Origin of the sequence: Salirhabdus sp. Marseille-P4669 (genome assembly GCF_900240405.1) — a bacterium.
GTDB lineage: Bacteria > Bacillota > Bacilli > Bacillales > Alkalibacillaceae > OEQK01.
Map to the genome: position 1 here is coordinate 251,243 of NZ_OEQK01000001.1, position 19,877 is coordinate 271,119.

The window sequence follows — 19,877 nt, forward strand, 5'->3', positions numbered from 1 at the left end:
AAACGATTGGTATCCCTTTTCTTGGGAAATAAACTGTTCTTCATTGCCGATATCGATTTGACGTTATCGTTCGTTACACCTATAATGTTAAACTGTTGTTATTTATTCGGTAGATAGGGTATTAAAAAAATAGGAACGACAGGAAGGTAGGTGTAATTCATCGACGACGACAATAATAGGTGCTTCATCCGTTTTCGAAAAAGGGCAAGTGGCACTTCAGTTCCGTAATCCTTTCCTCTAATTCATAAACATCAACAGGATTAAGATGGGGAGGAAATGAGATTGAAAAAATCACGATTTAAAAATACGGACTGGACTACATTTGCAGTAAGTGGAGGATTTTTACTCCTTTTTGTAATTATTTCATTAATTGATATAGATTTAGTTGGGCGATTGGTAAATGAATCGTTCAATTGGTCAGCTACGTTTTTCGGTGCTTATTGGCAGTTGCTTTTATTTGGTACTTTTGCAATTGGATTGATGTTAGCACTATCCAAATATGGTAGGGTTCGGTTAGGGAAGAAGGATAAACCAGAGAACACCTATTTTAAATGGATTTCAATGATATTATGTACACTATTAGCTAGTGGTGGTGTATTTTGGGCAGCAGCAGAGCCTTTACAACACTTTTTAACGACTCCGCCATTATTTGCTGATGATGCAATGTCCGCAGAAAGAGCCGTAATGCCTGCGTTGGCACAGAGCTTTTTCCATTGGGGCTTCCTTGGATGGGCGAGTTTAGGTACATTAACAACTATTGTCCTCATGTATGCACACTATCATAAAGGATATCCACTAAAGCCACGTGCTATTTTATACCCAATTTTTGGAGATAAAATATTTAAGAAAAGTATAATTGGATCAACCGCAGATATTGTTTCAATCATCGCTGTTGCAGCGGGAACCATGGGACCTATCGGATTTTTAGGTTTGCAAATTGGTTATGGCTTGCATTCTTTATTTGGTATTCCCAACACGTTAACGATGAGTATTATAATCGTAAGTGTACTAATTGTAATAGCTGCTATTTCTGTAGCTAGTGGTGTTGATAAAGGAATTCAATTCCTTAGTCGATTAAATGTTGGAATGGTTGTAGGTTTAGGAATCATTATGTTAATAATTGGTCCAACAATGTTCTTAATTGATTCCTTTATTGGCGCAGAAGCATTTCATTTACAAAATATGATTGAAATGTCTTTATATCGAGGGGATGAAGGCTGGTTAAGCTATTGGACAATATTCTTCTGGGGCTGGTTTTTAGGCTATGGTCCTATGTTGGCAATCTTTATTAGTAAAATATCAAGAGGGCGCACGATTCGGGAGCTAATCGTAGCTGTTTCTATTATCGCACCTTTAGTAAGTAACTTCTGGTTTACCATTGTAGGTGGTACAGGATTATCAAAAGAAATTGGCAATCCTGGCTCAATCTCGGGCCCGTTTGAAGAGGGTGGTATGCCGGCTGCTGTCATGGCAATCATGGATCAGCTTCCTATGGGGTTATTATTAAGCTTAGGATTCCTGCTTGTAACATTAGTTTTTGTTGCAACAACGGTCGACTCCATTTCCTATACAGTAGCGGTAACGCTTCAAGGCACAGATAATCCGAATCGATGGATGAGAGTGTTTTGGGTTATTCTTTTCGGTATTCTTTCCATTGTTTTATTAACAGTTGGGGAAGGAAGTATTCAGGCGCTACAAAACTTCATTGTAGTTACTGCTGTTCCCGTGTCAATCTTGTTATTACCACCACTATGGATTGCGCCGAAAATAGCGAAGCAGCTCGCTTATGAACAAAAGGTTTATGGAGTAAATACAGCTGGTGAAAGGAAAGACGATTCCAAAAAGGCGGCAAGTTAAGGTTTTTTAAAAGCATCTTATAGAAATGATAACCAAACGATGTACGACATTCTGAACAAGAATTCGTATTCGTTTGGTTTTTTTCTAGTAAAAAAACTTTTGTGCATAATTTTACAAAATATAAGGATACTAATTAGGAATAAATGATGAAAGGAGTGTATGTAATGAAAAGACTGTTGTTAGTAACTTTAACCGTTTCCTTTAGTCTGGCGTTCATGACAGCCGGTCACTTATTTGCGGAAGATGAGGGACAGGTTCATAAGCCGAATCAAGATGTAGAGCTTAATGACGACCAAATGAAGGAAATGGAAGATCTACATAATGAGCTTTTTGAAGTTCATAAAAAAATACTTAATAAGTACGGGGAATATGGTGTTCTAACCGATGAGCAAGTGGAAAATAAAATAGAACACATGGAAAAATACCAAGAAAAATTGAAGGAAAATGGTTACATTCCCGATTGGCACCATAAAAAAGATAAAATGAGAGAAGAAGAGTAAAGCGAAAGAGAGGACGGATATTATTCAGTCCTCTCTTTTTATACGCACTCTAATTTGGGTAAGGATAGCATAAAAATCCAATGTACTTTCATCAAAAGCGCCTAACTCTCATTTGGAAACACGCTTATGTATTAATGCTCTTCTAACTTTTGTACAGGCACATCCTCTTCATGAGTTGGTTCATCTAATGGATAAATTCTCGCCATATTGCTTTGCTCATCAACGTGCTGAATGTAAATGGGCTTACCATTATAGGTAACATGTATCATTTCACCAGAATCCACTATCTCCTGAGCTCGTTGCCTGTTCAATTTTACACCTCCTTTTTCGGATGGCCACATTCTTTATCTTTCCAAAGTATTGTTAAATAATTCCCTTTTTTGAAACAAAATAAAAAAGATCGCACCATTAAAATCGATACGATCTTTGTGTAACGCTAATTTAGTTGAGCCCTTGTTTTCGGTTGAAGCTGCCTCGTTAAGAAAAGGCTTATTCCACTTATGAATAATAGTCCACTTGTAAAAAAGAAAACGGATGAGATTCCGTACAAACCTGAAATGAATCCACCTAAGGCAGGACCGATGATGTTTCCTAAAAAGCGAAGACTCGTGCTGTATCCAAGAACTTCCCCTTGAATGGAAACAGGAGCTTCTTGTCTTACATAAGCTGTACGAACTGGGATGATTCCTCCTAAAGTAACTCCAAGTAAAAACCTTAGTATGACGAGTTGCCATATATCGGTGACAAATGCCCCCGGAAAATAAACGATTGCCGAAGCAAATAATAGAAATATAATAATTTTTTCATACCCATATTTATCGGCAATAGAGCCCCATTTTTTCGCCATAAGTAAGTTTCCTAGACCAGTTATCGAAAAAGCAATTCCAGAAAAGAATGCTAGATTAATAGGTCCATGAAGCTCTGCAACATAAAGAGACAATATAGGTTGAATACTAAAATGGGCAATTTGCACGAACATCGAGATGATCATCGTTGCGAGTAGCATAGGATGTCTTACGATTAATAAAATAACTTCCTTGCTTGAATAGTTTCGTTGTGTTGTTTCATTAGTTGATTCTTCTAGTTTATATTCCTTTAAACCAAAGATGACAAACAATCCAGCAATAACTAATGTGATAGAGGTTATATGAAAGGTTGTGGAAAAACCAACCGAGTCAGCTAGCATACCTCCAAGCATAGGCCCCATTAAACTTCCGGTAACATTTCCGGTTTGCAAAGTTCCGAGCACACGACCTGCCATATGCTTTGGTGTTTGCGTGGAAATTAACGCCTGAGAAGTAGAGATAAATCCGGTGAAAATTCCCATGAAAAATCGTAAAATAAATAAGGCCATAACAGAATTTACCGATCCCATTAAAAAAACACTAACACTTAAACCAATAGCGGCTGCGATTAAAAAAGGTTTCCGACCATACTTATCTCCGAACCTTCCCCATATTGGTGATGCAATAAAAGCTGTAACAAATGTAATGGCAAATACCCAACCAGACCAATTCTGTACATAAGCTTTTGAATAATCTCCAAACGACTCAATGTAAAGAGATAGAAACGGAATTACCATTGTCATGCTACCTGCTATAAAGAAATTAGCAAACCACATAATCGCTAAGTTGCGTTTTGCTAATTTCACCTGTTTATCTGATTCTTCGATGACCAAAACCTTCTTTCTTTTATTTCGTGTTCCTAAATATATATAATAGCGAACTTTTCGAAAAAATCCAAAAGAATGATTTACATAAATGGTTTGACGAGGAATACAGGTATGGATATGTTAGGATAATCTTTGGAATTGTATATATTGAGGAATGAAAAGAAGGATGTGTAATGATGAGAGTAGTGAATAATGTGGCGGATTTAATTGGGGAGACGCCTTTAGTAAAGCTAAATAAGATAAGTCCGAAAGATGGGGCAACGGTTTACGTAAAGCTGGAAATGTTTAACCCTAGTGGTAGTGTGAAGGATCGTGCGGCTTTTAATATGATAGTAGAAGCAGAGAAACAAGGGCATATCAAGCCGGGGGATACCATTATTGAACCGACAAGTGGAAATACAGGTATTGGGCTTGCCATGAATGCAGCTGCAAGGGGATATAAAGCGATTTTTGTTATGCCAGATAATGCCACAAAAGAAAGAATAAGACTGATGCAAGCTTATGGGGCGAAGATTGTCTTAACTCCAAGTAGTGAAAGAATGCCTGGTGCAATCAAAAAGGCAAATGAAATAGCGCGGGGGATTCCGAATAGCTTTATTCCAATGCAATTTGAAAATGCAGCTAACCCTGATGCCCATCGTGGTACAACAGCCCTTGAAATAAAAAAGGCGATGGATAGTATTAATAAAAGCTTATCGGCTTTTGTTGCGACTGCAGGAACCGGTGGAACGATTACGGGAACAGGGGAAGAGCTAAAAATGCTGTATCCGAATTTAACCGTTCATGTTGTAGAGCCATTTGGATCACCAGTTCTTTCTGGTGGAGAAGCCGGAAAACATAAATTAGTCGGAACAAGCCCTGGATTTATTCCAAGTATTTTGAATCAAGATGTATATGATGAAATTATTCAAATACAAGATGAACAAGCATATGACATTACTCGGAAACTGGCGAGGGAAGAAGGGATTTTAGTAGGACCATCTGCCGGAGCATCTTGTTATGCAGCGATACAAGTTGCCAAACGTTTATCAAATGAAGATGTAATTGTGGCGATTGCACCAGATACTGGCGAACGATATTTATCAGGAGACTTATTTGACTTTTGATTAGAATGCAGATTGTTGATAGTAGAATAACGGCATGGATCCAATGCTTTGCAGATATTCCATTAAAGATGCGTATAGGACGCATCTTTTTTTGCTTACGGTTGATAAGGTTTCAACACGTTATCGACGTGTTCCAAGCAAACCTTGGATAAATGGAGTGGTTTCAGTAGAAATTAAAGGATAGAGTAACCGAATTGTACAAACCTTTGAAAGGAGGGGATTCTATGTTAAAAAAGCTATTTGGAAAACAACATAAGCCAACAGAAGAAATCATATATGCTGTAGTTGATGGCAAATTAGTAAACATAGAGCAAGTTCCAGACCCAACCTTCTCACAGAAAATGATGGGAGATGGAGTTGCTATTATTCCTGTTAATGGGAATGTAGTGTCTCCAGTGGACGGTGAGGTTTTGCAAGTATTTCCGACGAAGCATGCAGTTGGTTTAAAAGGAAAAACTGGAGTCGAAATATTGATACACATAGGGTTGGAAACAGTAGGAATGCAAGGGGAAGGCTTTGAAGCACATGTTCAACAAGGATCAAAAGTAAAGGTAGGAGATCCACTTGTTACATTTGATTTAGCGTTAGTGAAGGAAAAAGCGAACGACAGTATTACTCCTATTGTAATTACAAACAATGATCTTGTCGACGTAACAGTGGAAACGGAAAAGGATGTACAAGGTGGTCGTACAGAAATAATGAGTATAAAAGTAAAGTAACCTGTTTTAGTAACCTCAAATTTTTTAGAGGGAGGTAAGCAGTTTATGGATTTAGAAAAACAGACAAAGGAAATAATTGAAGCGATAGGTGGTAAGGACAATGTTGACGTTGCTACTCATTGTGTAACTCGACTACGATTAGGGCTAAAAGATGAGGGGCAAGTTCAAAAGGATCGCCTCGAACAAGTTGACCTGGTGAAGGGGTCTTTTTCATCCAATGGGCAATTTCAAATTGTAATTGGCCAAGGCACTGTAGATAAGGTGTACGATGAGTTTATTAAACAAACGGGTACGGGTAGAGCTACGAAAGAAGAGGTAAAAGCGAAAACAGCGGAAAAACAAAACCCCCTTCAAAAAGCAATTAAGACATTAGCAGATATTTTTATTCCGATTCTGCCTGCGATTGTTACGGCAGGTTTATTAATGGGAATCAACAATATATTAGCAAACCCTGATATTTTCTACGATGACCAATCCTTTATTCAAGTTCATCCGGAATGGGCTGGAATTGCAGATATGATTAACATCATCGCAAATACAGCATTCACCTTCCTTCCCGCTTTAATTGGATGGTCAGCGGTTAAGCGGTTTGGTGGAAATCCGTTACTCGGCATTGTGCTTGGCTTAATTCTCGTACATCCAGATTTATTAAATGCTTGGGCGTACGGAGAAGCGTTAAAGGAAGGTACAATTCCAGTTTGGGATTTATTTGGCTTTGAGGTACAAAAAATAGGGTATCAAGGACAAGTACTACCTGTACTATTTGCCTCTTATGTATTAGCAAAAACAGAAATATTTCTTAAAAATAAGGTACCAGATGCTTTTCAGCTATTGTTAGTAGCTCCAATAACATTACTTATTACTGGTTTTTTATCGTTTATTTTGATTGGACCAGTCATGTTTGCAATTGGAAATTGGATTACAGATGGGCTTGTCTCCATATTTGATAACTTTGCATTGTTAGGTGGCCTTATTTACGGAGGGTTATATGCTGTCTTAGTTGTTACAGGAATGCACCATACATTCTTAGCTGTAGATATTCAATTAATCGGAAGCACCGGTAGTACATTTTTATGGCCTATCCTTGCTCTTTCCAATATTGCACAAGGGTCTGCAACATTAGCGATTGCACTAGCTAGTAAAAATGAAAAATTTAAAGGTTTATCCTACACATCTTGGGTCTCTGCTTGGCTTGGTATAACAGAACCAGCAATGTTCGGTGTGAATTTAAGATTAAAATACCCGTTTTATTGTGCGCTCATAGGTTCTGCCGCTGCTGGTTTATTTATCGCCACCCAGCAAGTGCGTGCATCTTCGGTTGGTGTAGGAGGAGTGCCTGGGTTTTTATCGATTTTACCTGAGAAATATATTCCGTTCTTTATCGGAATGGCCATTGCGATTGTCGTTCCATTTCTTTTAACCTTTGTATTTGCAAAACGTAGAGGTACTGAAGTTTAAAAAGGGGTTGAAAAACGTGAATATCCCATGGTGGAAAAAGGCAGTTGTTTATCAAATCTATCCGAAAAGCTTTAAAGACACAACTGGAAACGGGGTTGGTGACCTACAAGGAATCCTATCCAAATTGGATTATGTAAAGGAGTTAGGCATTGATGTAATATGGCTAACTCCGATTTACAAATCTCCACAAAACGATAATGGCTATGATATTAGTGATTATTATTCAATACAAGAAGAATACGGAACGATGGAGGATTTTAATAAGCTGCTTGATGAAGCCCATCAACGAGATATTAAAATCATAATGGATATTGTCGTAAATCATACGTCCACCGATCATGATTGGTTTTTGGAATCCAGGGCATCAAAAGATAATGCTTATCGGGACTTTTACATTTGGAAGGATGGAGCAAAGGGCAATCCCCCTACCAATTGGAAGTCTAAGTTTGGGGGATCCGCTTGGGAGTTTGATGAAAATACAGGACAATATTATCTCCATCTCTTTGATGTCACACAGGCAGATTTAAATTGGGAGAATGATACAGTCCGAGAAGAAGTATATAACATGATGAATTTTTGGCTTAACAAAGGGGTTGATGGCTTTCGCCTCGACGTAATTAACTTAATCTCAAAGGATCAACGTTTTCCTAATGATGATGGTTCAAATCCCCCTGGTGATGGAAGGAAGTTCTATACCGATGGACCGAAAATTCATACGTACTTACAGGAAATGAATCGAGAGGTTTTTCAAAGGCATAACGAGATACTAACCGTTGGAGAAATGTCCTCCACAACGATTGACAACTGTATTAAATACACAAGACCAGACCGTAATGAGCTTAGTATGACCTTTAACTTTCATCATTTAAAGGTGGACTATCCGAACGGTGAAAAATGGGTGAAGGCAGATTTTGATTTTCTTGAGTTAAAAAGGATACTTTCAACCTGGCAAAAGGAAATGCATGATGGCGGAGGATGGAATGCACTATTTTGGTGTAACCATGACCAGCCAAGGGTTGTTTCTCGTTTTGGGGATGAAGGGCAATATTATAAAGAGTCGGCAAAAATGCTAGCAACGACCATTCACATGATGCAAGGGACACCGTATATTTACCAAGGCGAAGAGTTTGGGATGACAAATCCGAATTTTAATAAGATCGAAGCCTATCGTGATGTGGAATCGTTAAATATATATCGTATGAAAAAAGAAGAAGGAATGACCGATGACGAAATAATGGAGATATTAAAACAGAAGTCCCGTGACAATGCAAGAACTCCGGTTCAGTGGAATAGTGAAGAGCATGCAGGTTTTACAAAGGGGACACCTTGGATTGATGTAGCACGCAATTATAAGGAAATTAATGCAGAACGAGCCCTCCAAGATAAAGATTCGATTTTTTATCATTATAAAAAGTTAATCGAGCTTCGCAAACAATACGATGTAATTACAACGGGTGATTATACATTACTATTTGAAGACCATCCCCACATCTTTGCCTATTTACGAAGGAATAAGACAGAATCGTTATTGGTACTTAATAATTTTTATCGATGCCATATCGACGTTACCTTACCTAACGAGCTTCCGTTTACAAAGACGGAGCCAGACATACTCCTATCTAACTACAAAGACTCGCAGAAAAACTTAGATCGTATTCAGTTAAGACCTTATGAGTCTGTTGTTTACTATTTGTAGCTTGTGTTGGGTGCCTGTCACTCCCCGAATTGTGTCGAATAAAGGCGAATGACAGGCATATCCTCTTTTTAGTCCTCTTCGTATAATATGTGATCTGCTATTGATTCGACCTGTTCTATTTCTAATTGTTGGAATTCCTCTAGCATTGTATTTGTTATACTTTCCATTTCTCTTTTGCTATAGCCTAACTTTTTCATAGCGATTGTTGTATATGCCATGGCATGCTTAATTTCCATTTGGATACCTCCATAAATGTAGGATATAACCTTAGTATGAGCTATTGTAAGCATAATAAAAAACCTTCCGTTAACGGAAGGTTTTTTATTATCGCTAAGTTGAAACTTAAGCTTCTTTGTTTTTAAGGAATACACCAACAACCAAAATGATTGTTGCGACTAGTCCAATGTATAAGCCTGTGCTAGAATAGTTCCCGAATAATTCATCGTTGTTTGAAAATAGGAAAACAAACATTAATGCAACACCGATGATGGAGCTAACAAGTCCTAGCATTGGGTTCATAGGCTTTTCTGCTAGTGTAGCATATAAAGGATATGCATAAAGAATCAATACTAGGAAGCCTAATTGCTGCCAACCATTTTCAGAAATAGATCCGAAAAAGCTTACCTCAACCCATGGTAAAAATAATGAAATAAAAAATAATAGCGTAGCAGCTACAATTGCTGTGCCACCTTTACCCCACTTTTGCAACATATTCTCATTCCCTCTCTTTCGTAGTAATGCATATATAGACACCTTTATTTTAATCGAAAAACTAGGAAAATCCTATCATTATTTTAAGAAATTTGTCGATTAACGTAAAAAAGCACTCTCAAGAGTGCTAGTTAAAAGGCTTTTCTAAAATCAAATGCCTTATTTGGAACAGTGATTCGAAATGCTAAATCATCCTTTTTCAAATTAAAGCTTTCTACACGAACGTTAAAATTACTTCGCATTTCCATTTGTGTAACCGCTACATAAATGCTTTCATCAGCAGGGTTAACCATTACCCATTTCGGAATCGTATAGTTTTTCTTAACATATTCTAATACCTTTTTATTAGGAAGCTCCATTCGACCTAACGAAATCGATTCAATATTTAGCTGTAGATCACCATTTTTTTGAACCTCAGGGGAAAAACGTGCAGTTAATGGAATATCCCGATCAAATGCGACGATTGTACCGATAAGCGTAACATAGTCATCTATCGTAACCGTATATTCTATATCGGTTAGCTTTGATAGCTCCTCTAAATACGTATTCACCAACTTATTTAAGTTATCTCTCGAGGAGGAAATGGTAAATTGCGCAACCTCTTCACCTGTTTTTGATGTTGCTCCTTTATAATCATCAACAGATAGAGGGAGAAAAATGAGCATAGCGAGCCAAATAATTATGACAATATTTAAACCAAGTAGGCCCAAAAAAAGTATTTTCCATTTATTTTTCTGTTTGAGTTTGTTCTCCATGTCGTATCCCCTATCCCATTTCATTCTAAAAACTGATGAGTTATTCCTCTCCTTCAGTCTGACCAAATCCTTTTAAGAGATAGTCCAACACTTGCTCGCCTATTAACTGATACCCCTTTTCATTTGGATGGAAATTGTCCTCCGATAATAACTGTTTGCTTTTATCCTGAAATAAATTCTTGATTGGGACAAAGGTTGCGCCTTGTTGGGCTTTTACAACCATCTGACCGATCCAGTTCCAATCATCAATGATTCGCTCAAGCTCTGGTATATCTCCAAAGTACTCCTCAAAAGGGTTATAAAGTCCAATTAAATAAATATGAGCATATGGATTTTTCTCACGGATGTTACGAAAGATACGTGTTAATCGATCCTGATACGCTTTCTGTTCAACTGTAAAATCGTCATAGCTAAGGGATAGAATATTTTCTTTTGTAATCTTCATAATGTCATTTGCGCCAATTGTAATGAAAACCACATCCGCTTTTTTAATAGAATCTGTAATTTCCTTTTGGTTCATTCTTTCCAACAGCTGATCTGAGCGATTACCGACTTTGCCAAAATTATCGATTGTATAATCTGTTTGAGCGTTTTCGGATAAATAGTTTTCAATTACTTTTAAATAGCCACCGCCAGACTCGTCACCTAACCCTTGTGTTAACGAATCCCCAATAGCTGTAATATGCAGGTTGCCGTTTTCGATAAATATTTTCGCATGTTCTACCACTTCTGTGACAGCATCTGTGATTTTTTCTTTTGCGTTTTCTTTATCTGATGTCTCTTTTTGACTAGTTGTTTCTTCTTTATTATTAGAAAGTATACGCTCTCCGTTTGTGTTCGAATTATCATCACTTATTACGAGAAAAGACATGGTGAATGTTATTAAAATCAGTATGAATAAAGATAAAAATATTCCTTTTTTCATAGAAATCACACCTTTTATGATGGGGGCTAGAACGTACTGCTTTGATCTTTTTCATAAATATAGTTTAAGATAATTGTTTCATAATTATGATACACATTACCACCATTTATTTATAACATATGATAAAAGACAGTAAATTTATCCTATTTCGACCTCAAAAGTTTCGAGAAGAATGGAAATGAAAGAAAACTCGCCAAGTGGCGAGTCTTTATTTACAGATTGTAGTATTTGGTCATTTATAGGGAACTAAAATATTCTAAAGCTTTTTCATCTTTTTCCTTAAAAGCAAAAACAGAATCCATTATTAAATAATCTTCGAGGCAACAAGTAAATTTATGTCGTTTTTTCGGTCATCTACATATCAAATTCAAAATCACCTGAGCTTGTTTTCACAGATAATGAATGTTCTCCACGACCATATACCTTTTGAAATTTCTTTTGCTCGAATGTATTTCCGTTCTCATCTGTAAATTCACCAGAGCTTGTTGAAAAAGATAATCGAATGGATGGATTTTGCTCGGTTCTTACAGTAACATCGCCACTTGATGTATGAATAAATGTTTGTGGACTTATTTCTTTAAAGTAGAAATCCACATCTCCAGAGGATGTGTTTGCTTGTACATTTCCGATTATGTACGTTCCTTTTATTTCACCTGATGTCGCCTTTAAAGTTATGTTTTCTCCTATGAAGTGATTCAATTCAATATCCCCAGAAGTAGACTGAGCTGAAAGGTCTTGACTAAAAACATTCTCAACCGATATTTCACCAGATGTTGTCCGAAGAGAGAGCTGCTTGCTTTTTCCTTCTTGAAGGTCGATATCTCCGGAAGTAGTATTTATGGATAAGCGATTGCTATTTATATGTATTGCCTCAATTTCTCCAGAGGTAGCTTCAAGCTTCACTTGTTCGCAATTGATTTGATTTAGGTGAATATCCCCACTAGAGGTTTTCATATGTAATTGTTTAAAAAGTTTTGGGGGCAAAAGGACATCAAGGTGTGCATCAATAAATACAATTCCAAATCGAATCATTGGTATTTGCTTTATCATGATGGATAATGCAGATGCCTGTTGCTGGATGGTAAAATCATTTCCTTCTATTCCTTTATCATTCCCATGGCCATAGTAATGGACGATGACTTGGTCATTGGTAGATGGTTTTATCGTTACATCTGTACTACTTGTATCAATATGTATCGTTTCAATTTGTGATCCGTCTAAAGTCTTCTCTTCATCAAATTTAAACTTTTCTGTTAATTTCAAGTTGTTGCCTCCCTTTCCTGTTATCTTACTACTATAATCATACCGTTTCTTGGACAAAAGGAAAACTAGGCTGAAAAAGTATTTTTATCTAAGTCTCCAGACGGATTTCTAAACGTAATTAATTAGTATCTTGCTTTATTCCGTTTGGCAGAATCATAAGAGGTCCATCTAGGAATTTTTGCACCATAAAAAAAGGCATGGAGTCGGACAGAACTCCATGTACTTCGTTTCGATTTGGTAATTATTTTTAACGTTTATGCATTTTTACTTGAAGAAAATAGCTTTATATTCTTCCCTTTCTTTAACATCAATTCCCATTTTCGTTTGATCCAAAAAGGGGAAGAATGAGTGGATTTGAAATTTTCCGGTTGTGGAAATGGGTCATCGATTCCATTCACAAGCATTGTAATGCGAAAGCGATTCCCAGGCTCATTCATTAAATAAGTACCCAATTTCACTAAATCAGCTTTATGAAACATATCGTTTAAGCGGAGATTAATATTTTTAAATGCCTCCATATGTACTTCCTTTGTATACCCAATATTCATAATCATTTGCTTGCCATCGGTATAATTATCAGGTAAATACGGTGCAGAGATTAAGTATTTTAATGGCTCATCAAAGGAGTCCCCATCAATCGTATGAAGAAAGAGTGGACCTTTTATTCCTTTTATAAAGGTTTTAACATCTTGTGCATCTATATTCATCACACCAGTTTCACAGAGCATGTCCTCTAAAGACTTAACAGCTTTATTTTCGTATGACTCAAAAATCTCATTAGCATTAACGAAGGAAGTAGTTGTATCTATGCTTTCTAACATACCATCCCCATGAAAGAAAATAACCGAATCACAGATTTCTTTCATCCAATAATATTGATGAATCGCGGTTTGCATCCGTTTTTTACCTTCAAAGCGAAATGGAAACCGAAAAATACCGAGTAAAAGACATTTCTTTTCCTTTAATTCGTCTAAGTGGTGTATGAAATCCTCTGTTTCACTAGAATTTCCCCCAATGAAACGGTAAAAGCATATATCATCTCGTTCCATTTCATTGACTAAATGACATTGATTTTCATAATCGGCATGCTTTATGTTCCATATTTGGACGTTTTTTCCCACATTAATCACCACTTCTCTTTATACTTTTCTAACCCCAATAACATCGTTGTAGTGATTATAACGAATAGCAATTAAAAAGCTTGTCACTAAATGTCCTTTTGGCTTGACTTGTTTTGTAGAAAAACATATTTTTTCGTAATAATTCCTTATATGGAGGGTTTCCGTTCTTGTGGATGATAAATTTTGACAGATTAACTAACAAATAATCTTGTTGATTTTACATAAATTTAAGAGAAATTTAAAATATTTTTTGGAATCCTTGAATGTGATTTGTCATTTGTACACATATTATAAGTGTAGTGATACAAATTACGTATCACATTTAGCAAAGATTCAGGAGGAATAAAATGGCAACTGGAACGGTAAAATGGTTTAACGCAGAAAAAGGTTATGGTTTTATTGAAGTAGAAGGTTCAGATGATGTATTTGTTCATTACTCTGCAATTGAAGGTGATGGTTTTAAAACCTTAGAAGAGGGACAAACAGTAAGCTTTGATGTGGAAGATGGACAAAAAGGTCCTCAAGCAGCAAATGTAAAGAGGATGTAACAGATATAGGGAAACTTCCGAAAAGAAGGGGATCATCCCCTTCCAACAGCAATGGTTAGTTTAACTTATCGACTTTAATGGATAACCTATTAAAGTAGGATAGAAAGGTTCTAGCGAAATATCGTTAGAACCTTTTCCTGTATATAAGGAGTATCCCGATGAAACATAAATAGAACATCAAGGGATTGGTTTACATGATATATGATTGCATTATTATTGGTGGAGGATTTGCTGGGATTCAAGCTGCTATCCAATTAGGTAGATATAAGCATCGTGTTCTTGTAATTGATGCGGATTTTGGAAGGTCTACCATTTGTAGGAGCTATCATAATATATTGGGATACCCTGATGGAGTTAGTGGCTTGGAACTTCGTCAAATAGGAAAAAAACAGGCGGAAGTATTGGGTGTGCAATTTCATATCGATAAAGTGGAGCATATTAATCCGAATGAAGAAACCTTTCAATTAACCACTAAAAAGGGGAATCGTTTTTCTGCTAAGCGTTTATTGTTAGCAACAGGAATTATGGACCGTATTCCGATTTTTAAACAAGTAGAACCTACACTTGGTACGTCCGTATATGTTTGTCCTGATTGTGATGGATATGAAGTAAAGGATAAAAAAACAATTGTTATGGGTTCTGGTGACGTTGGGGCGAACATGGCTTTAACGTTAACCTACTGGACAACGGAACTAACCTATATCAATCATGAACAAAAACCTATATCAGAAGATAATTGCAGAAAATTGGCCCAACACAACATTCAGTATCGCACAGAACCTATAAATGAAGTGCAGATTGAAGATAACCTTTTTCAAGGGGTGACACTTGAAAGTGGTGAAGAAATAAGAGGAGAGCGTGGATTTGTTGCATTTGGAGGAAATAAAGTGGAATCGGACCTAGCAAAGCAACTTGGTGTAGAGCGGTTGGAAAACAAACATATCGTTACCGATCCAAGAACGAAAATGACGAATGTCAAACATGTATGGGCGGCAGGGGATGTAGTAGCCCATTCGGAACAAGTAACCATCGCGTTAGGTGAAGGATCACAGGCAGCGATTTGGATTCATAAAAGTTTACAATAACTTACAATGATCTTCGTAAATAGATGGGGGTTCTTTACAAATAATAATCATGTACCTTACTTCTCTTTATGGAGGGATAAAATATGACAGTATCTGCTCAAGTAAAACAAACGCTTGCAGGCTTAAAAAGTGCACAAGCGAGCTTAGAACAATTTGCTTTGCAAACACAAGATAAACAAGCAAAGCAAATGTATGATAGCGCAGCACAGCAAGCGAAAGCAATCGTACAAAGCTTAGAGCCACGTGTTACTCAAATTGAGCAAGAGGAACCAGAATATAAAGGGTTTTAAATATATATAAAATAACGAAAATCCAAACCATCACATCTTCTTCCGGTAAGAATTTGTATTGGTTTGGATTTTTTATGAGCCTGCTTCTCTTCTATGGCTTTAGGATTCTTTTTTCTTTTCCTTTTTCTTTCCCTCGTCCGGTGGATTATCTGGATCGTAGTTGAAGATTGAGGATAAATAAGAATTTATAGTCGCTAGATGTATGGAAACTTGTGCTTCGTCCTTGGATAGAATAGCTGCTTTTAATTTACTTATTTCATGCTTTAAAGAGCCGTATTCAATTTTGTTTCCTAATAGTTGCATCTTCCATAAATGATCCTCATATTTCTTTCTTATCTTATTTGCTTCTTTTTCTAATTCGCCCCAATCCGCAGGGCTGACCATGGATTCTTCCATATTTTTGAAGGAATCATGAAAGCTTGTAACCGTTTCCTTATTAGCAGAACATGCAGAAAGTATGAATACCAACATGAACACCATAAAACGTATTCCTATCCTTTTCATAAATTTGCTCCTCCTACTTTTTTGCTACTCATATTTTCTTCTAATTTGGAAAAAGTATGTATGGGAGGTAGTGCGTATGCCAGAGTATTTATTGATATTCGTTCGAGCATTAATAGCTTTTATCGTATTATTTGTTTTGGCCCGAATAATGGGGAAGAAGCAAATTGCCCAGTTCACGTTTTTTGATTATGTTGTAGGCATAACAATAGGGAACTTGGCAGGCACCATAACATTAGATGAAAACACAAAGATTTTAAATGGAGTCTATGGTCTAATATATTGGTCTGTGTTTTTACTAATTGTGAGCTACATAACCTTGAAATCATTTGGGTTTCGCGAACTTGCGGAAGGTAGCCCGACGGTTTTAATCGAAAATGGAAAAGTGCTAGAGGAAAATTTGAAAAAAGTACGTTTCACCTTTGATGACCTTATGACAAAACTTAGAGAAAAAAATGCATTTAAGCTGGCGGACGTAGAACTTGCTGTGCTAGAAACGGACGGACAAGTAAGTGTCATGCAAAAAGCAGCTAATCAACCGATAACTCCACAAACGTTAGGGTTATTAGTTGAAGATGAGCATCGGCCTCAATTAGTAATTATAGATGGTAAATTAATCGAGAAAAACGTGAAAAAATATGGTTATACAAAAGAATGGCTATTAGGGGAAATTAATAAGCAAGGAGCAAGTGATTTTAAAGATGTGTTTCTTGCCCAAATTGACTCTAAAGGTAATGTTTATGTAGATTTATACGTGGATGATTCGGAGGACCCTCAAAACATACCTGCAAAACCATTGCTAGCAGCCCAATTGAGGAAAATACAAGCGGACTTAGAAGGCTTTGCATTGCAAACGAAGGATAAAGAAGCAAAACAGCTCTATTATGAGCAGTCAAAACAACTACAGGATTTAATTAATACGTTAAATCCACTGTTAAAATGAAAGGAAGCTGCATTCGAATGCAGCTTCCTTTTTATTATTCAAGGTCAATTTTATCGAGTGGTCTTTCTGCTGGACCTTCCATGACCTCCCCATCAATAGAGAAGCGGGATCCATGGCATGGGCAATCCCAGGAATGTTCACCATTGTTCCACTCTAATTCACAGCCCATATGGGTACAAGTAGTATCTACTACATGTAGCTTTCCTTCTTCATCAACATATGCTCCAGCCCGTTTGCCGTTCACTTGTACGACCGAGCCTTCACCTGGCTTTAATTCCTGCACTTCTTTATTCGGCAAGAAGATTTTCCCTTTAATGAAATGTCCTGCTACATCTAGGTTTTGACCGATAAACTGCCTGATACTAGGGTCAGCATGAAAGCGGGCTGGGTCATATAACGTTCGATATGAATTATCTTTCTTCATCAAAATATCTCTAAATAATAAAGCTGCAACTGTGCTTGATGTCATTCCCCACTTTCGAAAGCCTGTAGCTACATATATGGAGGAGTCATTCGATTTGATTCGGCCAATATACGGAACTTTGTCTAAGGTTGTTAAGTCTTGGGCGGACCAACGATATAAAAATTGTTCTACACCAATCGTTTCTTTGGCAAAACGCTCCAGTGCCTCATAATGCTTCAATGTATCTTTCTCATGGCCGGTTTTATGGCCTTCTCCACTTACTAAAACAATTTCTTCACCATCTACTGTTACAGAACGTAAAGAATGGGTTGGCTGATCGGCGCTTAAGTACATTCCACCAGGGAAGGGCTCTTTCGGCTTTATACCAATTACATAGGAGCGGTCCACCTTCATTCGAGCAAAGTACCCACCCTTAAAGTCATAAAAAGGAAAATGGGAGCAAGAAATGACGTAATGACTCTCTATTTTATTTTTGTTTAATGTAATCACCTTTGGCTTTAATGCTTCCTCTACGTCAATGGCTGTTGTGTTTTCATAAACCGTTCCGCCATCCTTCAAAAATGTATCTAAAAGATGCTTTAAATAGTGAAGCGGATGGAATTGTGCTTGGTTTTTCATGACGAGTGCACCATTCGCTTTTATGCTTTCAATAGGAATATCATCTAAAAACTCATGCTCAATCCCTAATTTCTCATAGGCTTCTTGCTCTGTCTTTAAGGTGTTAAGGGATTGTTCTGTTGTCGAGTATATAATGGCATCCTGTTCTTTAAAATCACATTCGATTCCATTTTCCTTTATGATTTTGCTGATAAACTGTTTTGCTTCCATATTGGCATCATAATAGGCTCTTGCTTGCTCTTTTCCAAGGTGTTGAATAAATTCATTATAAATTATGTCATGTTGGGCAGTAATTTTCGCTGTGGTATGTCCAGTAGTTCCTTTTAAAATACGTCCTGCTTCTATTAAAACGACTTTAAAGCCTTCCTTTTGTAGCAAATATGCAGTTGTGATACCTGTAATTCCGCCTCCAACAATTGTGACATCAGCAGTGATATCTTTATCTAGAGCATCAAAGGTTGGTAAGTCTACCGAGTCTCGCCAATACGATTTTGGGTATGTAGGCATCGCTTGATTTGAATTTTCCATACCATAGCCTCCTTATATGTATTCCTTACTAATATTTTCCTAATCACAGGAATACATACATGGGAGTGATGGAGATATAAGTGTCCATATGAAAAAAAAGACACGGGAGTGAGACCCGTGTCTTTAAACAGCTTTCTTTTTCGGAATCAACTTCATTTCCGCTCGAACAAATAACTTTGTACGCGACAATGTATACACAACACATGCTGCCCAAATGAACGAGAACGTAACGAAGTGGTCATGCGTGAATGGTTCATGATAAAGCACAACGCCTAGAACTAACATGAGACTTGGTGCAATGTATTGTAGGAATCCAACCATCGATAATGGAATTTTGGTTGCTCCAGCACCAAATAACAGAAGTGGTACTGCAGTTACAATACCGGACAGTAATAGTAATCCGGTTGTACTTGATAGAACGTCAATCGTATGAAAATTACCTATATTCGTTTGCACGAGAAACAGGAGTGCAATTGGTGTCACAATCATAGTTTCAATTGTTATACCAAACATCGAATTCAAAGGGACTAATTTTTTTAACAGACCATATAGTCCAAAAGTGAATGCTAGAATAATAGATAGCAATGGGAATACACCTGCTTGCCATGTCATATAAATAACGCCGATTGCTGCTAATGCAGTTGCGACTATTTGCCATAGCGTAAGTTTTTCTTTTAGAAAGAGAACACCAAGTAGAATACTTACTAATGGATTGATGTAGTATCCTAAGCTTGCTTGTAGCACGTGTCCATCATTAACGGCAATAATAAAAATTAACCAGTTCAGACTAATGAGTAACGATGCAGCAGTAATACCAATTAATTTTTTCCTTGCTTTCATAATGCGTTTGCACTCTTGTATAAAACGAGTCCAATTTTTCGTGAAGATCAACAGCATAAGCATAAAAATAAAGGACCAAACAATTCGATGGGCCAATATTTGACCTGCAGATATGTGATCTACTTGCTTCCAAAATATTGGAAGAAACCCCCAGAGTAAATATGCAGAGGCTGTATACATAATACCTATTTTCATTTCATCCCGTTTCATTCCTATTCCCCAATTCTATTTATATCTAAATAATAAAAACAATTATAATCCTGCTAGGGGTTGTCTGTCACTAGTTGTGCCTATAATTTAAAAAAAGCCGAACACTT

Annotated in this window: 21 protein-coding genes; 10 read left to right on the forward strand and 11 right to left on the reverse strand. The window is 36.9% G+C overall.

What is annotated here, in order from left to right; genetic code table 11:
• Positions 1–282: 282 nt before the first annotated feature.
• Together C1A05_RS01120 and C1A05_RS01125 are read left to right on the forward strand one after the other, a co-directional pair.
• Positions 283–1,857 carry a BCCT family transporter gene (locus C1A05_RS01120; RefSeq protein WP_234998243.1) on the forward strand — a complete coding sequence of 525 codons (1,575 nt, stop codon included), beginning with the start codon at positions 283–285 and terminating at the stop codon, positions 1,855–1,857.
• 164 nt (positions 1,858–2,021) lie between these two features.
• Positions 2,022–2,357, forward strand: coding sequence for a DUF2680 domain-containing protein (locus C1A05_RS01125; protein ID WP_159461952.1), 336 nt, complete (start codon positions 2,022–2,024; stop codon positions 2,355–2,357).
• A 131-nt stretch (positions 2,358–2,488) separates the two neighbouring features.
• Here C1A05_RS01125 and C1A05_RS01130 read toward each other — a convergent pair whose 3' ends face one another.
• A complete protein-coding gene (locus C1A05_RS01130; protein WP_102026333.1) occupies positions 2,489–2,668 on the reverse strand; it encodes a small acid-soluble spore protein H in 180 nt (59 codons plus the stop codon).
• A gap of 125 nt (positions 2,669–2,793) precedes the next feature.
• A complete protein-coding gene (locus tag C1A05_RS01135) occupies positions 2,794–3,978 on the reverse strand; it encodes an MFS transporter (RefSeq protein ID WP_102026703.1) in 1,185 nt (394 codons plus the stop codon).
• Positions 3,979–4,205: 227 nt separating this feature from the next.
• Here C1A05_RS01135 and cysK point away from each other — a divergent pair, with 227 nt between their 5' ends.
• The 4 genes from cysK (at position 4,206) to treC (ending at position 9,008) form a co-directional block, all read left to right on the forward strand.
• Positions 4,206–5,135, forward strand: a complete 930-nt coding sequence (gene cysK, locus C1A05_RS01140; protein ID WP_102026334.1) for a cysteine synthase A — start codon at positions 4,206–4,208, stop codon at positions 5,133–5,135.
• 224 nt (positions 5,136–5,359) lie between these two features.
• Entirely contained in the window at positions 5,360–5,854 is a 495-nt protein-coding gene (locus C1A05_RS01145; RefSeq protein ID WP_102026335.1) for a PTS sugar transporter subunit IIA, read from the forward strand.
• A 45-nt stretch (positions 5,855–5,899) separates the two neighbouring features.
• On the forward strand, positions 5,900–7,312 hold the full coding sequence (gene treP / locus C1A05_RS01150; protein WP_102026336.1) for a PTS system trehalose-specific EIIBC component: 1,413 nt from the start codon (positions 5,900–5,902) through the stop codon (positions 7,310–7,312).
• Between the two features lie 16 nt (positions 7,313–7,328).
• The gene (treC, locus tag C1A05_RS01155; protein WP_102026337.1) at positions 7,329–9,008 is read left to right on the forward strand and encodes an alpha,alpha-phosphotrehalase; all 1,680 of its coding nucleotides are present in this window, start codon (positions 7,329–7,331) and stop codon (positions 9,006–9,008) included.
• 68 nt (positions 9,009–9,076) lie between these two features.
• On the opposite strand, the gene C1A05_RS17910 is transcribed toward treC, so the two are convergent.
• From C1A05_RS17910 to C1A05_RS01180, 6 genes are all read right to left on the reverse strand, one after another.
• Positions 9,077–9,244 (reverse strand): hypothetical protein, encoded by a 168-nt coding sequence (locus C1A05_RS17910; protein WP_159461953.1) that lies wholly within the window; start codon positions 9,242–9,244, stop codon positions 9,077–9,079.
• A gap of 106 nt (positions 9,245–9,350) precedes the next feature.
• The gene (locus tag C1A05_RS01160; protein ID WP_102026338.1) at positions 9,351–9,719 is read right to left on the reverse strand and encodes a hypothetical protein; all 369 of its coding nucleotides are present in this window, start codon (positions 9,717–9,719) and stop codon (positions 9,351–9,353) included.
• 131 nt (positions 9,720–9,850) lie between these two features.
• Complete coding sequence (locus C1A05_RS01165) at positions 9,851–10,474, reverse strand: YpmS family protein (protein WP_102026339.1); 624 nt, start codon at positions 10,472–10,474, stop codon at positions 9,851–9,853.
• A 40-nt stretch (positions 10,475–10,514) separates the two neighbouring features.
• Entirely contained in the window at positions 10,515–11,399 is an 885-nt protein-coding gene (locus C1A05_RS01170; protein ID WP_102026340.1) for an SGNH/GDSL hydrolase family protein, read from the reverse strand.
• Positions 11,400–11,753: 354 nt separating this feature from the next.
• Positions 11,754–12,662 (reverse strand): DUF4097 family beta strand repeat-containing protein, encoded by a 909-nt coding sequence (locus tag C1A05_RS01175; RefSeq protein ID WP_159461954.1) that lies wholly within the window; start codon positions 12,660–12,662, stop codon positions 11,754–11,756.
• Positions 12,663–12,916: 254 nt separating this feature from the next.
• Positions 12,917–13,783: a cell division protein FtsZ gene (locus C1A05_RS01180; protein WP_102026342.1), complete on the reverse strand. Its 867-nt coding sequence runs from the start codon at positions 13,781–13,783 to the stop codon at positions 12,917–12,919.
• 347 nt (positions 13,784–14,130) lie between these two features.
• Here C1A05_RS01180 and C1A05_RS01185 point away from each other — a divergent pair, with 347 nt between their 5' ends.
• The 3 genes from C1A05_RS01185 to C1A05_RS01195 all read left to right on the forward strand — a co-directional run bounded on the left by C1A05_RS01185 (position 14,131) and on the right by C1A05_RS01195 (position 15,706).
• Positions 14,131–14,331, forward strand: coding sequence for a cold-shock protein (locus C1A05_RS01185; protein ID WP_102026343.1), 201 nt, complete (start codon positions 14,131–14,133; stop codon positions 14,329–14,331).
• Between the two features lie 194 nt (positions 14,332–14,525).
• Positions 14,526–15,416 carry an NAD(P)/FAD-dependent oxidoreductase gene (locus tag C1A05_RS01190; protein ID WP_102026344.1) on the forward strand — a complete coding sequence of 297 codons (891 nt, stop codon included), beginning with the start codon at positions 14,526–14,528 and terminating at the stop codon, positions 15,414–15,416.
• Between the two features lie 83 nt (positions 15,417–15,499).
• Entirely contained in the window at positions 15,500–15,706 is a 207-nt protein-coding gene (locus tag C1A05_RS01195) for a DUF1657 domain-containing protein (RefSeq protein ID WP_102026345.1), read from the forward strand.
• Positions 15,707–15,805: 99 nt separating this feature from the next.
• Here the strand turns inward: C1A05_RS01195 and C1A05_RS01200 are convergent, their stop codons facing one another.
• Positions 15,806–16,210 (reverse strand): DUF4363 family protein, encoded by a 405-nt coding sequence (locus tag C1A05_RS01200; protein WP_102026346.1) that lies wholly within the window; start codon positions 16,208–16,210, stop codon positions 15,806–15,808.
• Between the two features lie 76 nt (positions 16,211–16,286).
• Here C1A05_RS01200 and C1A05_RS01205 point away from each other — a divergent pair, with 76 nt between their 5' ends.
• On the forward strand, positions 16,287–17,150 hold the full coding sequence (locus tag C1A05_RS01205) for a DUF421 domain-containing protein (RefSeq protein ID WP_102026347.1): 864 nt from the start codon (positions 16,287–16,289) through the stop codon (positions 17,148–17,150).
• Between the two features lie 34 nt (positions 17,151–17,184).
• On the opposite strand, the gene C1A05_RS01210 is transcribed toward C1A05_RS01205, so the two are convergent.
• A complete protein-coding gene (locus tag C1A05_RS01210) occupies positions 17,185–18,720 on the reverse strand; it encodes an FAD-dependent oxidoreductase (RefSeq protein ID WP_102026348.1) in 1,536 nt (511 codons plus the stop codon).
• A gap of 123 nt (positions 18,721–18,843) precedes the next feature.
• The gene (gene rarD / locus C1A05_RS01215) at positions 18,844–19,770 is read right to left on the reverse strand and encodes an EamA family transporter RarD (protein WP_102026349.1); all 927 of its coding nucleotides are present in this window, start codon (positions 19,768–19,770) and stop codon (positions 18,844–18,846) included.
• Positions 19,771–19,877 lie beyond the last annotated feature (107 nt).

What these genes read in the sequence shown, in the direction of transcription:
- C1A05_RS01125 (WP_159461952.1), top strand. Translation starts at nt 2,022, where the DNA reads ATGAAAAGACTGTTGTTAGTAACTTTAACCGTTTCCTTTAGTCTGGCG.
- C1A05_RS01135 (WP_102026703.1), bottom strand. Translation starts at nt 3,978, where the DNA reads ATGTGGTTTGCTAATTTCTTTATAGCAGGTAGCATGACAATGGTAATT.
- cysK (WP_102026334.1), top strand. Translation starts at nt 4,206, where the DNA reads ATGAGAGTAGTGAATAATGTGGCGGATTTAATTGGGGAGACGCCTTTA.
- C1A05_RS01145 (WP_102026335.1), top strand. Translation starts at nt 5,360, where the DNA reads ATGTTAAAAAAGCTATTTGGAAAACAACATAAGCCAACAGAAGAAATC.
- treP (WP_102026336.1), top strand. Translation starts at nt 5,900, where the DNA reads ATGGATTTAGAAAAACAGACAAAGGAAATAATTGAAGCGATAGGTGGT.
- C1A05_RS17910 (WP_159461953.1), bottom strand. Translation starts at nt 9,244, where the DNA reads ATGGAAATTAAGCATGCCATGGCATATACAACAATCGCTATGAAAAAG.
- C1A05_RS01160 (WP_102026338.1), bottom strand. Translation starts at nt 9,719, where the DNA reads ATGTTGCAAAAGTGGGGTAAAGGTGGCACAGCAATTGTAGCTGCTACG.
- C1A05_RS01165 (WP_102026339.1), bottom strand. Translation starts at nt 10,474, where the DNA reads ATGGAGAACAAACTCAAACAGAAAAATAAATGGAAAATACTTTTTTTG.
- C1A05_RS01170 (WP_102026340.1), bottom strand. Translation starts at nt 11,399, where the DNA reads ATGAAAAAAGGAATATTTTTATCTTTATTCATACTGATTTTAATAACA.
- C1A05_RS01185 (WP_102026343.1), top strand. Translation starts at nt 14,131, where the DNA reads ATGGCAACTGGAACGGTAAAATGGTTTAACGCAGAAAAAGGTTATGGT.
- C1A05_RS01190 (WP_102026344.1), top strand. Translation starts at nt 14,526, where the DNA reads ATGATATATGATTGCATTATTATTGGTGGAGGATTTGCTGGGATTCAA.
- C1A05_RS01195 (WP_102026345.1), top strand. Translation starts at nt 15,500, where the DNA reads ATGACAGTATCTGCTCAAGTAAAACAAACGCTTGCAGGCTTAAAAAGT.
- C1A05_RS01200 (WP_102026346.1), bottom strand. Translation starts at nt 16,210, where the DNA reads ATGAAAAGGATAGGAATACGTTTTATGGTGTTCATGTTGGTATTCATA.
- C1A05_RS01205 (WP_102026347.1), top strand. Translation starts at nt 16,287, where the DNA reads ATGCCAGAGTATTTATTGATATTCGTTCGAGCATTAATAGCTTTTATC.
- C1A05_RS01210 (WP_102026348.1), bottom strand. Translation starts at nt 18,720, where the DNA reads ATGGAAAATTCAAATCAAGCGATGCCTACATACCCAAAATCGTATTGG.
- rarD (WP_102026349.1), bottom strand. Translation starts at nt 19,770, where the DNA reads ATGAAACGGGATGAAATGAAAATAGGTATTATGTATACAGCCTCTGCA.